The sequence below is a fragment of the Pseudomonas sp. DCA-1 genome (assembly GCF_046523955.1).
Classification (GTDB): Bacteria; Pseudomonadota; Gammaproteobacteria; order Pseudomonadales; family Pseudomonadaceae; genus Aquipseudomonas; species Aquipseudomonas putida_Y.
On the sequence record NZ_CP169881.1, the window covers coordinates 2,597,896 to 2,615,498 of the forward strand.

Genomic DNA, 17,603 nt, shown 5'->3' on the forward strand with positions numbered 1-17,603 from the left:
GGGCTATTCCTTCAGGTGCTGGTGACGGGCAATCAGTTGCAGGTTGCGCAGGTAGACCAGAAAGCCGAAGCTTTGGCCGATAATGAAGACCGGGTCCTGGCGGTAGATGGCGTAAGTCAGCAGTAGCGCGCTGCCGAGCATGCTCAGGTACCAGAAGCCCACCGGGATCACGCTACGGCGTTTGAGTTCGCTGTACAGCCACTGCAGCACGAAGCGCCCGGTGAAAACGGCCTGACCCGCGAAGCCGATGATCAGCCAGAGGGTTTCGCGGGTCATCCTTCAAGCTCCTGCGGGCGGCTGTGCAGGCGGGTGCGGCGGATTAGCCACCACACCCCGAACAAGTCGAGGATGCCGACCAGGGCGCGGTCCAGGTTGCCGTACTTGGAGACACCGGCGTGGCGTGGCCGGTGGTTGACCGGGTGCACCAGCATGCGGCCGTTGTGGCGCAGGATCAGTGCCGGAATGTAGCGGTGCATGTGGTCGAAGTAGGGCAGGTGCAGGAAGGCTGCCCGCTCGATCAGCTTCAGCCCGCAGCCGGTGTCGGGCGTGGCATCCTTGAGCAGGCGGCTGCGTAGGCCGTTGGCAAAGCGCGAGGCCCAGCGCTTGCTGGCGCTGTCACGCCGGTTGACCCGGTGCCCTGCCACCAACTTGACGCCGCCGGCCAGGTTCTGGCTGGCGCGCACCAGGGCTAGCATGCCGGGGATGTCTGCCGGGTCGTTCTGGCCGTCGCCATCCAGGGTCGCCAGCCAGTGGCCACGGGCCACCTGGGCGGCATGCCACAGCGAGGTGCTCTGGCCCAGCGAACGGTCGTGACGCAGGATGCGCAATTGCCTGTAGCCCTGGCTTTTCAGTTGTTGCAGTACGTTCAGGGTGCCGTCGCTGCTGCCGTCGTCGACCACCAACACTTCGTAGTCTTCGGCCGTGAGTGCAGCACGAATCTCCATCAGCAGTGACGGCAGGTTGTCGACCTCGTTCTTGGCGGGGATGAGTACCGAGAGGTCAAGTGGATCGCTCATGAGGCTACCTGTGATCGTGTTGTGAGTGCGTGGATCAAACCCGGTAGAAACCCCGGTACCAACCAACGAAGGCGTTGACGCCATGTTCCAGCGACGTGCCAGGGGAGAAGTCGATCCAGCGTGTCAGTGAGCTTACGTCGGCCCAGGTTTCCAGTACGTCCCCCGCTTGCAGCGGTAGGTAGTCGCGCTGGGCCTTGATACCCAAGGCGTCCTCCAGGCAGTCGACAAAGTGCAGCAGCCTTACCGGCTGACCGCGGCCGATATTGAACAGTTGGCAGGGTGGTTTCCCTTCGACCGGGCGGGGCGGTTTCAGGCGCAGGCGCACGATGCTCTCGACGATGTCGTCGATGTAGGTGAAGTCGCGGCCCATCAGGCCGTTGTTGTAAAGCGCTATCGGCCGGCCTTCGAGCATGGCGCGGGTGAACTTGAACAGCGCCATGTCGGGGCGGCCCCAGGGGCCATAGACGGTAAAAAAACGCAGGCCGGTGGTCGGCAGGCGGTACAGGTGCGCGTAGCTGTGCGCCATCAGTTCATTGGCGCGCTTGCTGGCGGCATAGAGCGACACTGGCTGCTCGACCGGGTCGTCGATGCTGAACGGCAGCTTGGCATTGGCCCCGTACACGGAGCTGCTGGAGGCGTAGATCAAGTGGCGTGGTGGCTGCGCTCGGCAGGCCTCGAGAACATTGAGGAAACCAACCAGGTTGGCCTGCCCGTAGGCACCAGGGTTGTCCAGTGAATAGCGCACGCCGGCCTGGGCTGCCAGGTGGATCACCTCGCTGAACGCCTGCCTGGCGAACAGCGGTTGCAAATCGGCAGGGTTGGCGATGTCGAGGGTATGGAAGTGGAAGCTGGAAAAACCGAACAACGCCTGCAGGCGCGCCCGCTTGAGCTCGACGCTGTAGTAGGCATTAAGGTTGTCGATACCGACCACTTCGATGCCGGCCTCGCACAGGCGCCGCGCCACGTGGTAGCCAATGAAACCTGCCACACCGGTAATCAGTACGGGCATACTGGCTGCACCTGGCCACGGCCGATCCCGTAATAAGTCAGGCCGGCGGCGGCCATGTGCTCGGGCTCGAACAGGTTGCGCCCGTCGAACACCACCCGGTCGGTCAACTGCTGCGGCACCTTGTCCAGATTGAGTACGCGGTAGTCCTGCCACTCGGTGACGATCACCAAGGCATCTGCGCCCTTTAATGCATCGTCCTTGCAGGGCACCAGTTGCAAGTCGGCACGCGGGCCGTAGTGGCGCCGGATTTCTTCCATGGCCTGAGGGTCGTGGGCCTGGACCCGCGCACCCGCGGCCCACAACGCTTCCAGCAAGACCCGGCTGGAGGCTTCGCGGATATCATTGGTATTGGGCTTGAACGACAACCCCCACAGGGCAAACACCTTGCCCCGCAGGCCGCCGGGGTAGTGGCGCTGGATCTTGCTGAACAGCCGGCCCTTCTGCTGCTCGTTGACCGACTCTACTGCGCGCAGCAACTGTGTCTCGAAGCCTTCTGCCTCGGCACTGTGGCGCAGAGCTTGCAGGTCTTTGGGGAAGCAAGAACCGCCAAAACCGCAGCCGGCGTAGATGAAGTCATAACCGATGCGCGGGTCCGAGCCGATGCCACGGCGCACCATTTCGATGTCGGCCCCCAGGTGCTCGGCCAGGTTGGCGATTTCGTTGATGAAGGAAATCTTGGTGGCCAGCATGCAGTTGGCCGCGTACTTTGTCAGCTCGGCGCTGCGCGCGTCCATGACCATAAGCTTTTCGCGGTTGCGGCTGAACGGCAGGTAAAGCTCGCGTAGCAACTCCACTTCGGGCGCCTCTGCGCCGCCGATGATGATGCGTTCGGGGCGCATGCAGTCATCCACCGCAGAGCCTTCCTTGAGAAACTCCGGGTTGCTGATCACCTGGAAGCGGCTGGTATCGGCCACGGCCTGGGCGATGCGAGCCTTGATGCGGTGTACCGTACCCACCGGCACGGTGGACTTGTTGACGATCACTTTGGGCCCGTCGGCATGTTCGAGGATGCTGTCGACCACGGCAAAAACATGCTTCAGGTCGGCGCTGCCGTCGGCTTGCGGCGGGGTTCCGACGGCAATGAACTGCAACCTGGCATAGTTGGCGGCCGCTGCGGCGTCGGTGGTGAAGGACAGGCGACCGCAGGCGAGGTTCTTCTTCAGCAGCGGCGCAAGGCCGGGCTCGAAGATCGGGCAATGTCCTTCACTCAGGCTGGCAACCCGATCGGCATCGACATCCATGCACAGCACCGAATGGCCCACCTGGGCCAGACACACCGCCTGGGTCAGGCCGACGTAGCCGGTTCCGAAAACCGTGACCTTCATTTGACAGCTCCTTGATAAGAAAGCTGAAAAAAAATGTCACATCGTTGTTTAGGAATTGTTACCTGAAGGATGTTTCGTGGGCCATGAGGCCGTTATTCCACGGTGCCCAGGCAGAGCATCTAAACTTACTGACAGCTCGCGGTAGCGAATCGTACCGCGAACCGACACCCTTGAACCGACCACCGCCTCCCCGGAGTGGACGTCCCTCGCTGGCGATGGCCTTCTTGCAGAGGAGGGCAGGTCATGGACGAGGCAAAGCTTCACGATTTCATGGGCAAGCTGGTGAGCGACATGGGCGCAGCGGCGACGCTGGCCAACGTCATCCTCGGCGATGAACTGGGGCTGTACCGGGCCTTGGCGGACAGCCAGGCGGTCACCCCGGAGCAACTGGCGGAAAAGACCGGCTGCCACCCGCGGCTGGTGCGCGAATGGTTGAATGCCCAGGCGGCCTCGGGTTACATGGTCCATGAGAAGGGCCATTTCGTGCTGCCTGAGGAACAGGCCATGGCCCTGGCGCTGGAGGACTCCCCGGCCTACATGGCCGGCGGCGCGGCAGTGGTGGCAGCGCTGTTCCATGACAAGGACAAGCTGGTAGCCGCCATGCGTGGCGATGGCGGGCTGGCCTGGGGCGATCACCACCCGTGCATGTTCAGTGGTACCGAGCGGTTTTTCCGGCCGGGGTATCGCACCTTTCTGGTGGCGGATTGGCTGCCGGCGCTGGAGGGTGTGGTGGCCAAGCTGCAGGCGGGCGCCAAGGTGGCGGACGTGGGGTGCGGTCATGGTGCCTCGACGCTGGTGATGGCGCAGGCGTTTCCGGCGTCGACCTTCGTGGGGTACGACTATCATGAGCCTTCGATCGCAACCGCCAACGAGCGTGCACGTGAAGCGGGGCTGGAGGCGCGGGTGAGCTTCCAGCAGGCCAGCGCCAAGGACTATCCGGGGCATGACCATGACCTGGTGTGTTTCTTCGATTGCCTGCACGACATGGGTGACCCGGTCGGGGCAGCCCGGCATGCCTACCGTGCTTTGAAGGCGGATGGCACGGTCATGCTGGTAGAGCCTTATGCCGAGGACTCGCTGGAGGGTAACCTGACACCGGTCGGACGGTTGTTCTATGCCGCGTCTACCTTCATCTGCACGCCGAATTCGCTGTCGCAGGAGGTGGGCCTCGGGCTGGGCGCACAGGCCGGAGAAGCGCGCTTGCGGGCCGTCTTCGAGGAGGCGGGGTTCAGCAGGTTCCGCCGGGCGACGCAGACGCCGTTCAACCTGATTCTGGAGGCCCGCAAGTAGAGGTAAGCCTGCGCCGGCCTCTTCGCGGGCTTGCCCGCTCTCATCAAACAAAATACAACCCACTGTTTTCTAAGCACTCAAGCGGCCACCAGCTGATACCCCAGTTTCCGGGCTTTGCGGAGCAAAGCCCGGACCTGCCGGTCCTGGCTTCTGGTTTCGAACTCCTCAAGACCTTTTTCAACATAAGCCTGCTTCTTGGTTAAAAGGTTGTACACCAGACGTGCCAACTGATGCGCAGTGGCCTTGATGGCGCAGCTGGTATCCATTCGAGTCAGTCTGGCTCGGTGCGATGCACCAATGAAACCCTTGTCGTTACGGGCATTGGATGCAGCCTGCTTGAGTGCTTGAGCTGCTCGATTGACTATTTTTGGCCCACCACCTGCCAGTCGATGACCGCCGGAAATTCGAGTAGGGGGAGCCAGTCCCAACCAAGAGCAGAAGTGCTGTGAGGACGGGAAACGTGATAGATCTGTACCGATCTCCCCTGCCAGCACTAATGCAGTGTCCACCCCAATGGTTGGAATTGCGGTTAGGTCCACGCCAAGAACTTTCCATAATGTCTGATGCAGTTCAGTCTGTTGGGCACCGTTTCGGTGCGGGCTCCGTAAAGGCTTATTGGATGGCTCTGGCTTGTTTTGCAGCACCGGCAACTGCTCTAACGCGGCTTTTATGGCGTCGTCACAATCAGCAATTTGCTGCTCCAGGAAGTCATAGGCAGCCAATTCCTGAGTTAGCGCATGCAAATGCTCGCGTCGCCAATTGCCATGAAGACTCCGAGCGACAGCCTCCTTGCCTGCCTTGATGCGGCGGTCGGTCAGTTCAGCCAGTTGCACTGGGTCCCGTTCACCTGCGCAGATGGCTCGCAAAATCTTCATGCCAGTTACGCCGGAAATATCACTGATGACATTGGCCAGCTGGATGTTCATTTGGCTCATGGCCTTTTGCATCCGGTTCAGCGTCTGCGCCTGGTCTTTCACTTTGGAAGCACGCTGCCTGACCAATGACCGGACGCAGCAGGTCAGATCATCGGGGCGGAATGCGCCTCTGAGCAGTCCATGAGTCATCAGCTGCCAAATCCACTGGCAATCCAGCACATCTGATTTACGGCCCGTGATTTGCCGAGTTGCTCTGGCATTGACGAGATAAACCTCAAAACCGCGCTCGCTGAGAATCTCGTAAATTGGAATCCAATAAACCCCCGTGGATTCCATGGCAACGACCTTGATCCCCAGGCTTTCAAGCCAGTTAGCCATCTTGAGCAGGTCGTCAGTAAAGGACGTGAACGACTGGACGGGATTTTCGTGCCGGGGATCGACCGCCACGAAATGCTCTCGACCACCGACATCGATCGCTGCGCAATCGGGATGGACGACGGTAAAGCGTTGCTTGGAAGGCTTGCGCGCCATGATGAATCCTCGCAGGATAAAGGGCGCGCGGGGCACACGGTGGCGAAAGGGTTCACTCTCTCATACGTGGTCACAGCTGAATCAGCTGATGCCTACAGGGACTTCACGCCGATACCGTGCGGATCACTCTCCCACGCGGGTGTGCGGACACACACCAGTGCTGGCTACGATCTCTGTCCCGCGCACACGAACCCTAACAAAGCAAAAGGCGGCTGGCCCTACCGGGCCAACCGCCTTTTCTTTTTCAAAATGTCAGCGTCGCTGCGGATCTAAAGCCGTACACCTCATGTTTGCTGCGCGACAGCGCAGCCCGGAAGGGCTGGGTGATCTCCCACAGGTTACGTGCTTGTTTCAGGCCTGTGACGATCCTGGACCTGGAAAGCAGAAGGGGCGCCATGTGGCGCCCCTTCTGTTTGTTGCTTAGGCTTCAGCGTCCCAAGGACGATCGCCTTTTTCATCTTTGACGCGGGTCGGCAGGCCCATCACGTCCAGCGCCTTGAGGAACGGCTCGGCTGGCAACTCCTCGACGTTGACCATGCGCTTGGCATCCCACTCGCCACGGGCAACCAGCAGGGCGGCAGCCACTGGTGGTACGCCGGCGGTGTAGGAAATGCCCTGGCTGTCGGTCTCGGCGTAGGCTTCTTCGTGGTCAGCCACGTTGTAGATGAACACTTCGCGCGGCTGGCCATCCTTGGTGCCTTTGACCAGGTCACCGATGCAGGTCTTGCCGGTGTAGCCAGGGGCCAGCGAGGCTGGGTCTGGCAGTACGGCCTTGACCACTTTCAGCGGCACCACTTCCAGGCCTTCGGCGGTTTTCACCGGCTGCTCGCTGAGCAGGCCCAGGTTTTTCAGAACAGTGAACACGTTGATGTAGTGCTCGCCGAAGCTCATCCAGAAGCGCACGTTCGGTACATTGAGGTTCTTCGAAATCGAGTGAACTTCATCGTGGCCGGTCAGGTACAGGTTTTGCGAGCCTACCACTGGCAGGTCGTCGGTACGCTTGACCTCGAACATGGTGTTGCTGGTCCACTGGCTGTTCTGCCAGCTCCACACTTGTCCGGTGAACTCGCGGAAGTTGATTTCCGGGTCGAAGTTGGTGGCAAAGTACTTGCCATGGGAACCGGCATTGACGTCGAGAATATCGATCGAATCAATGCTGTCGAAATATTGCTGCTGCGCCAGCTTGGCGTAGCTGTTCACCACACCCGGGTCGAATCCGACGCCGAGAATGGCGGTAATGTTCTTGGCCTGGCACTCTTCGAGGTGTTTCCACTCGTAGTTGCCGTACCACGGCGGGGTCTCGCAGATCTTGCCCGGCTCTTCGTGGATGGCGGTGTCCAGATAGGCGGCACCCGTATCGATGCAGGCACGCAGCACCGACATGTTGAGGAAGGCGGAACCCACATTGATCACAATCTGCGATTCGGTTTCGCGGATCAGTGCCTTGGTTGCCTCGACATCGAGGGCATTGAGCGAGAAGGCCTGGATGTCGGCGGGCACCTTGAGGCTACCCTTGGCCTTGACGCTGTCGATGATGGCCTGGCATTTGGAGATGTTCCGTGACGCGATAGCGATACGACCCAGTTCGTCGTTATGCTGCGCGCACTTGTGGGCCACCACCTTGGCGACACCTCCTGCACCAATGATAAGAACGTTCTTCTTCAATTTACCTTTTGCTCCTTACTTGAAAGCCGGTCTTACGACAGGCTGGAAACGTAGTCTTCGAAACCGAACTCGCGGACGACTTCGACGCTGCCGTCGAGCTGCTTGACCACGATGGAAGGCATCTTCAGCCCGTTGAACCAGTTTTTCTTGACCATGGTGTAACCCGCCGTGTCGATGAACGACAGGCGATCGCCAATGGCCAGCGGACGGTCGAATTGGTACTCGCCGAAGATATCACCGGCCAGGCATGACTTGCCGCAGACCATGTAGGTATGCTCGCCGTCATTGGGGGCCATCTTGGCGTTGAGGCGGTAGATCAGCAGGTCGAGCAGGTGCGCTTCGATCGAGCTGTCGACCACGGCCAGGTGCTTGCCGTTGTACAGGGTATCGAGCACGGTCACTTCCAGCGAGGCGCTGTTGGTGATGGCTGCTTCGCCGGGCTCCAGGTATACCTGCACGCCGTATTTTTCCGAGAACGCCTTCAGGCGCGCGCAGAAGGCGTCCACTGCATAGTCTTCACCGGTGAAGTGAATGCCGCCACCAAGGCTGACCCACTCGACCTTGTGCAGCAGGTGGCCGAAACGCTCTTCGATGTGCGTGAGCATCTTGTCGAACAGGCCGAAGTCACCGTTCTCGCAGTTGTTGTGGAACATGAAACCGGAAATCTGTTCGATCACCTGCTCGATCTTGGCCGGGTCCCATTCGCCCAGGCGGCTGAACGGGCGGGCCGGGTCGGCCAGCAGGTAGTCGGAGCTGCTGACCTGCGGGTTGACGCGCAGACCACGCACTTTGCCTTCGGACTGTTCGGCAAAGCGCTGCAGCTGGCCGATTGAGTTGAAGATGATCTTGTCGCAGTTCTCAAGCATCTCCTCGACCTCGTCGTCGGCCCAGGCCACGCTATAGGCATGGGTTTCGCCGGCGAACTTCTGGCGGCCGAGCTTGAGCTCGAACAGGGAGGACGAGGTGGTGCCGTCCATGTACTGCTGCATCAGGTCGAACACCGACCAGGTGGCGAAGCACTTGAGGGCGAGCAGCGCCTTGGCACCGGAGTGTTCGCGCACGTAGGCGATCTTCTCCATGTTGCTGAGCAGCTTGGTTTTATCGATGAGGTAATACGGCGTCTTGATCATTTAAAGGCCCCCGGCCAGGCCGGCCAAAAAAAGGACACGCATTGTGCCTTCACTTGCCGCAGACCGAAAGGGCGGGATACGCATTTCGTCAGGGTTGACGCGATTGCGAGGGCTTTTCGGTTGCGGCGAGCCTAGTAGATCAGGTGCATGTGACTGTCGTAATCACCCCCGACAGATGGCAGCTTCAGTCTGCCTGCTGCAGCCACGCCCTGATCTGCTCCAGTGTTGCGGTAGCGCCGCCACAGACCACCACCAGTACATTGCGCAAGGCGCCCAGTGCCTTGGCATCATAGGCCACTGCCAGCGCCGCCCCGCACGCGGGCTCGACCAGCACACGGTGGTCCAGCAGGAACCGCTCACAGGCCTCCAGCGCTGCGCGATCGCTGACCAGGTGGCTGTGCACCGGATGCTGCTGCACGCATATCAGCGCCTGATCAGCCACACGCTTGGCCCCCAGCGACGTCGCCACCGAGGCGATACGCTCCAGCTCCACCGAATGGCCGGCCTGCATGGCCGCATGCAGCGACGCCGCGCCCTCGGTTTCTACCGCCAGCACCGGCACGTCGCCCCAGCCATTGCGCTTCAGGCCCTCCACCACGCCGCTGAGCAAGCCGCCACCGCCGACTGACAACACCACCGCGTCCGGCTTCAGGCCGGCTTCGGCCACTTCATCCACCAGGCTGGCATGCCCGGCCCACAGCAGTGGGTCGTCGAATGGGTGGATGAAGGCATCGTTCGGGCCTACTAGTGTCTGTGCCAGGGCGTTGGCCTCTTGCCAGGAACTGCCGTGCACCACCACCTTGGCGTTTTCCAGGTGCAGCAGCTCCTTGGCCCGTTCGGTGGTGGTTTCGGGTACCACCACGGTCACCGGCACCCCCAGCTTGCGTCCGGCGTAGGCGACTGCCAAACCGGCATTGCCGCCTGACGAGGACACAAAGTGCCGGGCACCGAGCGCCTGGTGTACCTCGCAGGCGTGGCCTACACCGCGCAGTTTGAACGAACCGCAGGGTTGCAGGGCGTCGAGCTTGAGCCAGATATTACGGCCGGCAGCCAACGACAGCGGGCGCGATTCGATCAGGGGTGTATGAATGTGCAAGGTCATTGGCTGGCTCCGCGTAGTTGCTCGAGGTAGTTGTAAATGGTGTAGCGCGTCACGCCGAGGGCGCTGGCAGCCTTCTCGACGCCGCCCTTGACGATGAACAGGCCGCGTTCCTGCATGACGCGCACGGCCTCGACCTTGGCCTGTTTGTTCATTCGCCCCTGGCCGCTGCGATGCAGGGCGGCCTGGATGATCTCGCTCATCAGCAGCTCCATGTCGGCTGGTTCGTTGACCGCCGGTATGGCCCCCAGCGGCTGCAACTGCTGGAGAAAGCTCATGGCAGCATCGAGGCCGGTGACGTCGGTGTTGACGCACAGGCTGGCGAACGGGTGGCCGCTGCTGTCACGGAAAATTGCCGTGGCACTTCGTAGCGTGCGGCCTTTGAGCGTAGTGGGGTAATCGGGCAGCACCACCGGCTCACAGCCGTGCTGGTCGGCCGAGGCCTGCATCAGTGCCTTGAAACCCTGGTCCTGCTCCGGTGCGGCGAGGATCGGGCTGCCCAGGCTGCGGCCGGAAAGATGACCATTGACGATCGCCACCACCGAGTGCTCGGGGTGGTCAAGGTCGTGCAGGAGAATTTCCATGTTGCGCGCGGCAACGCTGCCCAGGGCCTGGATGGCGGCCTTGAGCACGGTGAGGGTGAGTTGGCGTTCTTCGCTGGGGGTGATAGGCATGGCAGATCGCAAAATCAACTGTTTGTGTATTTTTACACATATGGTTGAAATTCGCGATCTGCTTTTAGGGGCCCTGTAAGACTCAGCCAAGCGCCGGCGTGCGCGGCGGGATCATCCGGCGCGAGCCGGTCGACTCGAAGGCGGCAGCAAAACTCAGCAGCGCGTTGTCGCTATAGGCCTTCCCGGCAAAGGTCAGCCCCACCGGCATACCGATATCGGCCATCACGCCCATCGGCACGGTCACGGTCGGAACGCCCAGGTGACGGATTGCCAGGTTGCCGTTGGCTACCCAGATACCGTTGCTCCAGGCGATGTCCGCCGATACCGGGTTGATATCGGCATCGGCCGGGCCAACGTCGGCTACGGTGGGGAACAGCACCGCGTCCAGGCCCAGCTTGTCCATCCAGTCTTCCAGGTCCAGCTTGCGGGTCTGCTCCAGGCCGCGCAGGCCGTCGGGCAGTGTTTCGATCTGGTCCCAGGTCTTCAGACCGCGTTTGGCCATGTTGACGTACTCGTCCATGCCGGCAGCCAGGTCGTCTTCACGGTTGGGCAAGGTGCCCGGGTCGTGCGGGAAGATCTTCAGCCCGTCGACATCGGCCAGGCGGTTAAGCTTGGGGTCATCGTTGGCGCGCAGGAAGTCGTCAAAGGCCCAGCCCGACAGTTCCCACAGTTCGTCATGCAGGAACGCTTTGCTGACGATGCCACGGTTGTACACGGTCGGCGCGCCTGGGCGGTCACCTTCACAGTTGGACACCAGCGGGAAGTCCACTTCCAGTACTTCGGCACCCGCTGCTTCCAAGGCCTGGCGTGCTTGTTGCCACAGGTCGATCACCGTAGCGCGGGTGTTGATGCGTTGGCCGGTCGGCCCGCCGATGCCCGGTTTTTCGGAGGTGCCTGCTTCGGGGTCGGCATTTATATACATGCGTGGTACGCCAAAGCGCTTGCCCTTGAGCGCGCTGGCATCCGCCGCCAGGTCAAGGTAAGACGTCGGACGTACCGTCGAGGCAGCCGGGATCGGCACCCACGGCTGCAGGCGCCACAGGTCGCCGCGCTTGTCGGCGTCATCGGCGACCACCACGTCGAGGATTTCCAGCAGGTCGGCCATGGTGCGGGCATAGGGCACCACCACGTCCATGGTCGGCGTCAGCGGCCAGTTGCCACGCACCGAAATCACTCCGCGCGACGGGGTGTAGGCACACAGGCCGTTGTTGGACGCCGGGCCACGGCCGCTGGACCAGGTTTCTTCGGCCAGGCCAAAGGCGCTGAAACTGGCTGCGGTGGCGGTGCCGGCACCGTTGGACGAGCCCGAGGCGAAGGGCGCGGTCAGGTAGTTGGCGTTGTACGGGCTTTCGGCGCGGCCATAGACGCCGCGCTGCATGCCACCGTTAGCCATGGGCGGCATGTTGGTCTTGCCCAGGCACACGGCTCCGGCGGCGCGCAGGCGCTCGATGGTGAAGGCGTCGCGCTGGGCGACCAGGTCCTTGAAGGCAGGGCTGCCGGAGGCGGCAGTCAAACCTTTGACCAGGTAGCTGTCCTTGGCGGTGTAGGGGATACCGTCCAGCGGGCTAAGCACCTGGCCCTTGGCACGGCGAGCGTCGGAGGCCTCGGCTTCTTTCAGCGCCTCCGGGTTGCGTACCACTACGGCGTTGAGGGCAGTGGCGGTGTCGGCGCCATCGTAGGCGTCGATACGTGCCAGGTAGGCCTTGACCAGCTCGACCGCCGTCGTGCGGCCCGACTCGAGCGCGTCGCGCAGCTCGGCAATGGAAACCTCGGTTACCTCGATCATGCGTTCACCAAAAAAAAATGTGCAGGTAGGGGCTAATGCGAGGAGTGTACAAGAAGGGCTTGGTGGGCGCAGGTTTGCGCAGGGGCAAATGGTTTTATGCAGGGGGGCATTGTCGGGGGGCATTAACAGGCATTACGCGGTCCTTTGCCGGGGCGGCCTTTTGTTGACAAAGGCCGCCCCCACACCGTATGCGTCAACCGGCCAGGTCTGCGGCGCTATGGCGCTCCGGCACCTGGCTGTTTTCATCTCCCCAGGTACGGTTCACCCGTGTACCGCGCTGCACCGCAGGGCGCAGGGCAATTTCCTCGGCCCAGCGCTGTACGTTCGGGTACTCGTCAACCGCCAGGAACTGTGCGGCGTCATACAGGTTGCCGCGTACCAGCTGGCCATACCAAGGCCACACGGCAATATCGGCAATACTGTATTCCTCGCCGCCCAGATAACGGCTTTCGGCCAAGCGACGATCAAGTACGTCCAGCTGACGTTTGGCCTCCATGGTGAAGCGGTTGATGGCGTACTCGAACTTTTCTGGTGCATACACGTAGAAGTGGCCAAAGCCACCGCCCAGGTAAGGCGCCGCACCCATCTGCCAGAACAACCAGTTCAGGCTTTCGGTGCGCGCAGCCGGCGATTTTGGCAGCAAAGCTGCGAACTTCTCAGCCAGGTACAGCAGGATCGAGCCTGACTCGAACACCCGCACCGGCGGCTCCACGCTACGGTCGAGCAGGGCAGGAATCTTCGAGTTGGGGTTGACCTGGACGAAGCCACTGGAAAACTGATCACCCTCGCCGATGCGAATCAGCCAGGCATCGTATTCGGCACCGGCGTGACCCAGGGCAAGCAGCTCCTCAAGGGCAATGGTGACCTTGACGCCATTGGGCGTGGCCAGGGAATACAGCTGCAGCGGGTGCTTGCCCAGCGGCAGGTCCTTGTCGTGAGTCGGGCCGGCTACCGGGCGGTTGATGCTGGCGAACTGGCCGCCGGAGGCTGCGTCGTTGCGCCAGACTTTGGGTGGCACATAGGCAGGCTTGCTCATGCATGAATCTCCTTCAATGGCGCGAGAACGTCACGTAACAACGTGGACCTGCATCTATGCCACGGGTTCGATACGATACGCAAATGCACGGGGCGCCGGCGCAACATGCATGACGGCGGTTTCATCCAGTTTTCATCCGGCACGAGCCCGGCCGTCTTTATGCTGAGCTATCTCCTCGTCCTGCAAGGAACCGCTGGCCGATGACCATTGCACGCTGCGTGTTGGCGCTGGTCCTGCTCGGCGGCCTGTTGGCCCGCGCCGAGGCCGCGCCATGGGTTGCCGGCCTGCACCCTATGACCTTGACCGACCCAGTCGATAGCCGCCCAATGCAAGCGCTTGCGTTCTACCCGGCCATTGGCAAGACCCGTCGCAGCCGAATAGACGGGTATCCCGTCGATGTGGCCGAAGAGGCGCCCGTCGCCATGGGCCGATTCCCGTTGCTGGTGCTGTCTCACGGCAATACGGGCAGCCCATTGGCCCTGCATTACCTGGCCACGTCGCTGGCGCGGCAAGGGTTCGTGGTGGTGGCGGTTGTGCACCCGGGGGACAACGTGCGCGACCACAGTCGCCTTGGCACCCTGAGCAACCTTTATGGACGGCCGCTACAACTCAGCGCGGCGATCACCGCAGCGCGCGCTGATAGGGTGGTCGGGCCTTATCTGAACGAAGGCAAGGTGGGTGTTATCGGCTACTCGGCCGGCGGAGAAACCGCGTTGATCCTGTCTGGCGCACGCCCTGATCTGGACCGCCTGCATCGGTACTGCCTGGAGCGCCCGAAGGACGCAGACGCCTGCAAAACCCACGGCATACTGATTGCCGACCGCAGCGAACTGGCGCCTCAGACCGACCCGCGGGTGGGTGCGGTCATGTTGATGGCGCCGCTGAGCCTGTTGTTCGGGCGCCATGCCTTGGCCGGGGTGCAGGTACCCGTGCTGATCTACAGTGGCGACAGCGATCAGCTTGTGGCTGTGGACCGTAATGCCGAGGCTCTGGCCCGCAAACTCCCGGTCACACCGGACTACCGCCTGTTGGCCGGTGCCGGGCACTTCGTGTTCATGGCCCGTTGCGATGCCGAGCAGTACGCGCGGATGGTGGCGCTGTGCAAGGATGCCGACGGCGTCGACCGCCGGCATATCCATCGCTCGCTGCAGCGAGAAACGGCGGCGTTCTTCAGCCAGGCGCTGGGTGCGCCAGCGCCGGCTGAGCGTTCAGCTGCGACGGGCGCGCCGCGCCAGCAACAACGTTAGGCCGACCCCGGCCAAGGCGAGCAGGGCAGCCACGCAGAAGATCGAGGCATACCCCAGGTGCGCAGCGACGGCCCCCATCACTGGGCCGGCAATGGCCAAGGCCATGTCGAAGAACACTGCATAGGCACCCAGCCCCGCACCGCGGCTGCTGCTGGGGACTTGCCTGATCGCCTCCACGCCCAATGCCGGGTACACCAGCGACAGCCCGAAACCGGTCAGCCCGGCGCCAACCAGCGCCCAGGGCGGCGAGGGCGCCAGCCACAGAAGGCTCAGGCCGAGCACTTCGGTGGCCATGCAGGCGACCGCCACGTTGTAGCCGCCAAAGCGGTTGACCGCGTTGACGAACAGCAGCCGCGAGATGATGAAGCACACGCCAAATGCACTCAGGCACCAGGCCGCGCCGGCCCAGCCGCGCTCGAGGTAATACAAGGTGACGAAGGTGGTCAGGGTGCCGTAACCGATCGAGGCCAGGGTCAAACCCAGACCGCACGGGGCAACCCGGCCGAACGCCGACCAGAAGGGCAGGCGCTCGCCGCGTACCACGACCACGTCGGGGCGCTTGCGAAGCACCAGCAGGGCAAGGGTTGCCAGCACCAGCAAAGCCGGCCCCAGCACGCTGAAGTCCAGCCCGTCCACGGCCAGCACGCCAACTGGCGCACCGATGGCGATCGCGCCATAGGAGGCGATACCGTTCCACGAGATAACCCTGGCAGTGTGCTCGGGGCCGACCTGGCTGATGCCCCAGCTCAAGGTGGCCACGCCGATCAGCCCTTGGGCGATGCCCAGCAGCAAACGTCCACCGAGCAGCAGTGCCAGGCTCAGCAGCGGTAAGGTGAGGGTCCAGGCTGACAGCAACGTCAACACCCCACAACCGGCAATCCCCAGCAGGCCAAAGCGGATGGCCTGTTTCCCTCCCAAGGTGTCCGCCACCCTCCCTGCAAACGGGCGGCTCAGCAGCGTGGCCAGATACTGCAGGCCAATCGTTACACCGGCGACTACTGCGCCAAAGCCGAGTTGGTCGTGCACATAGCTGGGCAGTACCGCAATCGGCAGGCCGATGCAGAGGAAGGCAATGAAGGTATAGAAAACGATCGACAGGATCTGCAGGGTGATGTGCAGCGTGTTACTGGCGGGGGCAGGTTGTTGCGCGGTCATGGGCTCTTTCGCGGGCGGGCGGTTGGGCGTGGACCCATCATGGCTGGTGCGCGAAGTAAAAGAAAGCAGGCTAACGAATTATTCGTCGGGTAGTGTCAGTCGGTGGGAGGGGGGCTTCGCGGGCAAGCCCGCGAAGAGGCCTAGCCACACAAGGTGGTCAGGCCTTGGCCTTCAATCAGACCAGCACACCCTGGCTACGCAGGTAGTCATCGTAAGTACCGCTGAAGTCCACCACACCATCGGCCGACAGCTCGATGATGCGCGTGGCCAGCGACGACACGAACTCACGGTCGTGGCTGACGAACAGCAGGGTACCCGGGTAGTTTTCCAGCGCCAGGTTCAGCGCTTCGATCGATTCCATGTCCAGGTGGTTGGTCGGCTCGTCCATCACCAGCACGTTCGGCTTCTGCAGGATCAGCTTGCCGAACAGCATGCGACCTTGTTCACCACCGGAAATCACCTTCACCGACTTGAGGATCTCGTCGTTGGAGAACAGCATGCGCCCCAGGGTGCCGCGGATCACCTGCTCGCCAGAGGTCCACTGGCCCATCCAGTCGAACAGGCTCATGTCGTCTTCGAAGTCGTGGGCGTGGTCCTGGGCGTAGTAGCCCACTTCGGCGCTGTCGGTCCACTTTACCGAACCGGCATCCGGGGTCATCTCGCCGACCAGGGTGCGCAGCAGGGTGGTCTTGCCAATACCGTTGGGGCCGATGATCGCAACGCGCTCGCCCGCTTCGACGGTGATGTCGAAGTTCTTGAACAGCACCTTGTCGTCGAAGGCTTTGGCCATTTTCTCGACGACCACAGCCTGGCGGTGCAGTTTTTTCGTCTGTTCGAAGCGAATGAACGGGCTGACGCGGCTGGACGGCTTGACCTCGGCCAGCTGGATCTTGTCGATCTGCTTGGCACGTGAAGTGGCCTGCTTGGCTTTGGAGGCGTTGGCCGAGAAGCGGCTGACGAAGGTTTGCAGCTCGGCGATCTGGGCTTTCTTCTTGGCGTTGTCCGACAGCAGCTGCTCACGCGACTGGGTGGCTGCGGTCATGTACTCGTCATAGTTGCCCGGGAACAGGCGCAGCTCACCGTAATCCAGGTCAGCCATGTGGGTGCAGACGCTGTTGAGGAAGTGCCGGTCGTGGGAAATGATGATCATGGTGCTGTTACGCGCCGTGAGGATCGTTTCGAGCCAGCGGATGGTGTTGATGTCCAGGTGGTTGGTCGGTTCGTCGAGCAGCAGCACGTCCGGGTCCGAGAACAGCGCCTGGGCCAGCAGTACACGCAGCTTCCAGCCCGGTGCCACTTCGCTCATCGGGCCGAAGTGCTGGTCCAGTGGAATACCCAGGCCCAGCAGCAGTTCACCGGCGCGGGACTCGGCGGTGTAGCCGTCCATTTCGGCGAATTCGGTTTCCAGCTCGGCGACGGCCATGCCGTCTTCTTCGGTCATTTCCGGCAGCGAGTAGATACGGTCACGCTCGGCTTTGACTTTCCACAGCTGGCCGTGGCCCATGATCACCGTGTCGATCACGGTGAATTCCTCGTAGGCGAACTGGTCCTGACGCAGCTTGCCCAGGCGGGTATTCGGCTCGAGCATGACCTGGCCTGCGGACGGCTCCAGATCGCCGCCGAGGATTTTCATGAAGGTCGACTTGCCGCAACCGTTGGCGCCGATCAGGCCGTAGCGGTTGCCGTTGTTGAATTTGACGGAAACGTTTTCGAACAGTGGCTTGGAGCCGAACTGCATGGTGATGTTAGCGGTGGAGATCAAGGA

General features: G+C 62.2%; 15 protein-coding genes. 2 read left to right on the forward strand and 13 right to left on the reverse strand.

The features are described from left to right. Positions 1–3 precede the first annotated feature (3 nt). Genes ACE4QZ_RS12185 through ACE4QZ_RS12200 form a run of 4 tightly spaced genes read right to left on the reverse strand, consistent with a single transcriptional unit; the run spans position 4 to position 3,350 of the window. Positions 4–276: a lipid-A-disaccharide synthase N-terminal domain-containing protein gene (locus ACE4QZ_RS12185; protein ID WP_021782410.1), complete on the reverse strand. Its 273-nt coding sequence runs from the start codon at positions 274–276 to the stop codon at positions 4–6. Continuing rightward, positions 273–1,016 (reverse strand): glycosyltransferase family 2 protein, encoded by a 744-nt coding sequence (locus ACE4QZ_RS12190; RefSeq protein ID WP_021782411.1) that lies wholly within the window; start codon positions 1,014–1,016, stop codon positions 273–275. Before ACE4QZ_RS12190 ends, ACE4QZ_RS12185 begins: the two co-directional genes overlap by 4 nt. A 34-nt stretch (positions 1,017–1,050) precedes the next feature. After that, positions 1,051–2,025: an NAD-dependent epimerase/dehydratase family protein gene (locus ACE4QZ_RS12195; protein ID WP_021782412.1), complete on the reverse strand. Its 975-nt coding sequence runs from the start codon at positions 2,023–2,025 to the stop codon at positions 1,051–1,053. Then, positions 2,013–3,350: a UDP-glucose dehydrogenase family protein gene (locus ACE4QZ_RS12200; protein WP_021782413.1), complete on the reverse strand. Its 1,338-nt coding sequence runs from the start codon at positions 3,348–3,350 to the stop codon at positions 2,013–2,015. Before ACE4QZ_RS12200 ends, ACE4QZ_RS12195 begins: the two co-directional genes overlap by 13 nt. Before the next feature lie 243 nt (positions 3,351–3,593). Between ACE4QZ_RS12200 and ACE4QZ_RS12205 the strand changes: the two genes are divergently transcribed. Next, positions 3,594–4,640, forward strand: coding sequence for a class I SAM-dependent methyltransferase (locus tag ACE4QZ_RS12205; protein ID WP_021782414.1), 1,047 nt, complete (start codon positions 3,594–3,596; stop codon positions 4,638–4,640). A gap of 77 nt (positions 4,641–4,717) precedes the next feature. On the opposite strand, the gene ACE4QZ_RS12210 is transcribed toward ACE4QZ_RS12205, so the two are convergent. From ACE4QZ_RS12210 to yghU, 7 genes are all read right to left on the reverse strand, one after another. After that, positions 4,718–6,046 carry an IS110-like element ISPpu9 family transposase gene (locus ACE4QZ_RS12210; protein ID WP_230064507.1) on the reverse strand — a complete coding sequence of 443 codons (1,329 nt, stop codon included), beginning with the start codon at positions 6,044–6,046 and terminating at the stop codon, positions 4,718–4,720. A 420-nt stretch (positions 6,047–6,466) separates the two neighbouring features. Beyond that, entirely contained in the window at positions 6,467–7,711 is a 1,245-nt protein-coding gene (locus ACE4QZ_RS12215; protein WP_021782415.1) for a saccharopine dehydrogenase family protein, read from the reverse strand. Positions 7,712–7,743: 32 nt separating this feature from the next. Further along, positions 7,744–8,841: a carboxynorspermidine decarboxylase gene (gene nspC, locus ACE4QZ_RS12220; RefSeq protein WP_003248125.1), complete on the reverse strand. Its 1,098-nt coding sequence runs from the start codon at positions 8,839–8,841 to the stop codon at positions 7,744–7,746. Between the two features lie 184 nt (positions 8,842–9,025). Then, complete coding sequence (locus ACE4QZ_RS12225) at positions 9,026–9,943, reverse strand: pyridoxal-phosphate dependent enzyme (protein WP_275966969.1); 918 nt, start codon at positions 9,941–9,943, stop codon at positions 9,026–9,028. After that, complete coding sequence (locus ACE4QZ_RS12230; protein WP_021782417.1) at positions 9,940–10,614, reverse strand: transcriptional regulator; 675 nt, start codon at positions 10,612–10,614, stop codon at positions 9,940–9,942. Before ACE4QZ_RS12230 ends, ACE4QZ_RS12225 begins: the two co-directional genes overlap by 4 nt. A gap of 82 nt (positions 10,615–10,696) precedes the next feature. Next, positions 10,697–12,400, reverse strand: coding sequence for an amidase (locus tag ACE4QZ_RS12235; protein WP_021782418.1), 1,704 nt, complete (start codon positions 12,398–12,400; stop codon positions 10,697–10,699). Positions 12,401–12,593: 193 nt separating this feature from the next. Further along, positions 12,594–13,436, reverse strand: a complete 843-nt coding sequence (gene yghU, locus ACE4QZ_RS12240; RefSeq protein WP_021782419.1) for a glutathione-dependent disulfide-bond oxidoreductase — start codon at positions 13,434–13,436, stop codon at positions 12,594–12,596. 200 nt (positions 13,437–13,636) lie between these two features. Here yghU and ACE4QZ_RS12245 point away from each other — a divergent pair, with 200 nt between their 5' ends. Beyond that, positions 13,637–14,683, forward strand: coding sequence for an alpha/beta hydrolase family protein (locus tag ACE4QZ_RS12245; protein ID WP_279934744.1), 1,047 nt, complete (start codon positions 13,637–13,639; stop codon positions 14,681–14,683). On the opposite strand, the gene ACE4QZ_RS12250 is transcribed toward ACE4QZ_RS12245, so the two are convergent. Together ACE4QZ_RS12250 and ACE4QZ_RS12255 are read right to left on the reverse strand one after the other, a co-directional pair. Further along, positions 14,645–15,838, reverse strand: coding sequence for an MFS transporter (locus ACE4QZ_RS12250; protein ID WP_279934743.1), 1,194 nt, complete (start codon positions 15,836–15,838; stop codon positions 14,645–14,647). The genes ACE4QZ_RS12245 and ACE4QZ_RS12250 overlap by 39 nt on opposite strands. A gap of 175 nt (positions 15,839–16,013) precedes the next feature. Beyond that, a complete protein-coding gene (locus tag ACE4QZ_RS12255; protein WP_003248141.1) occupies positions 16,014–17,600 on the reverse strand; it encodes an ABC-F family ATPase in 1,587 nt (528 codons plus the stop codon). Positions 17,601–17,603 lie beyond the last annotated feature (3 nt).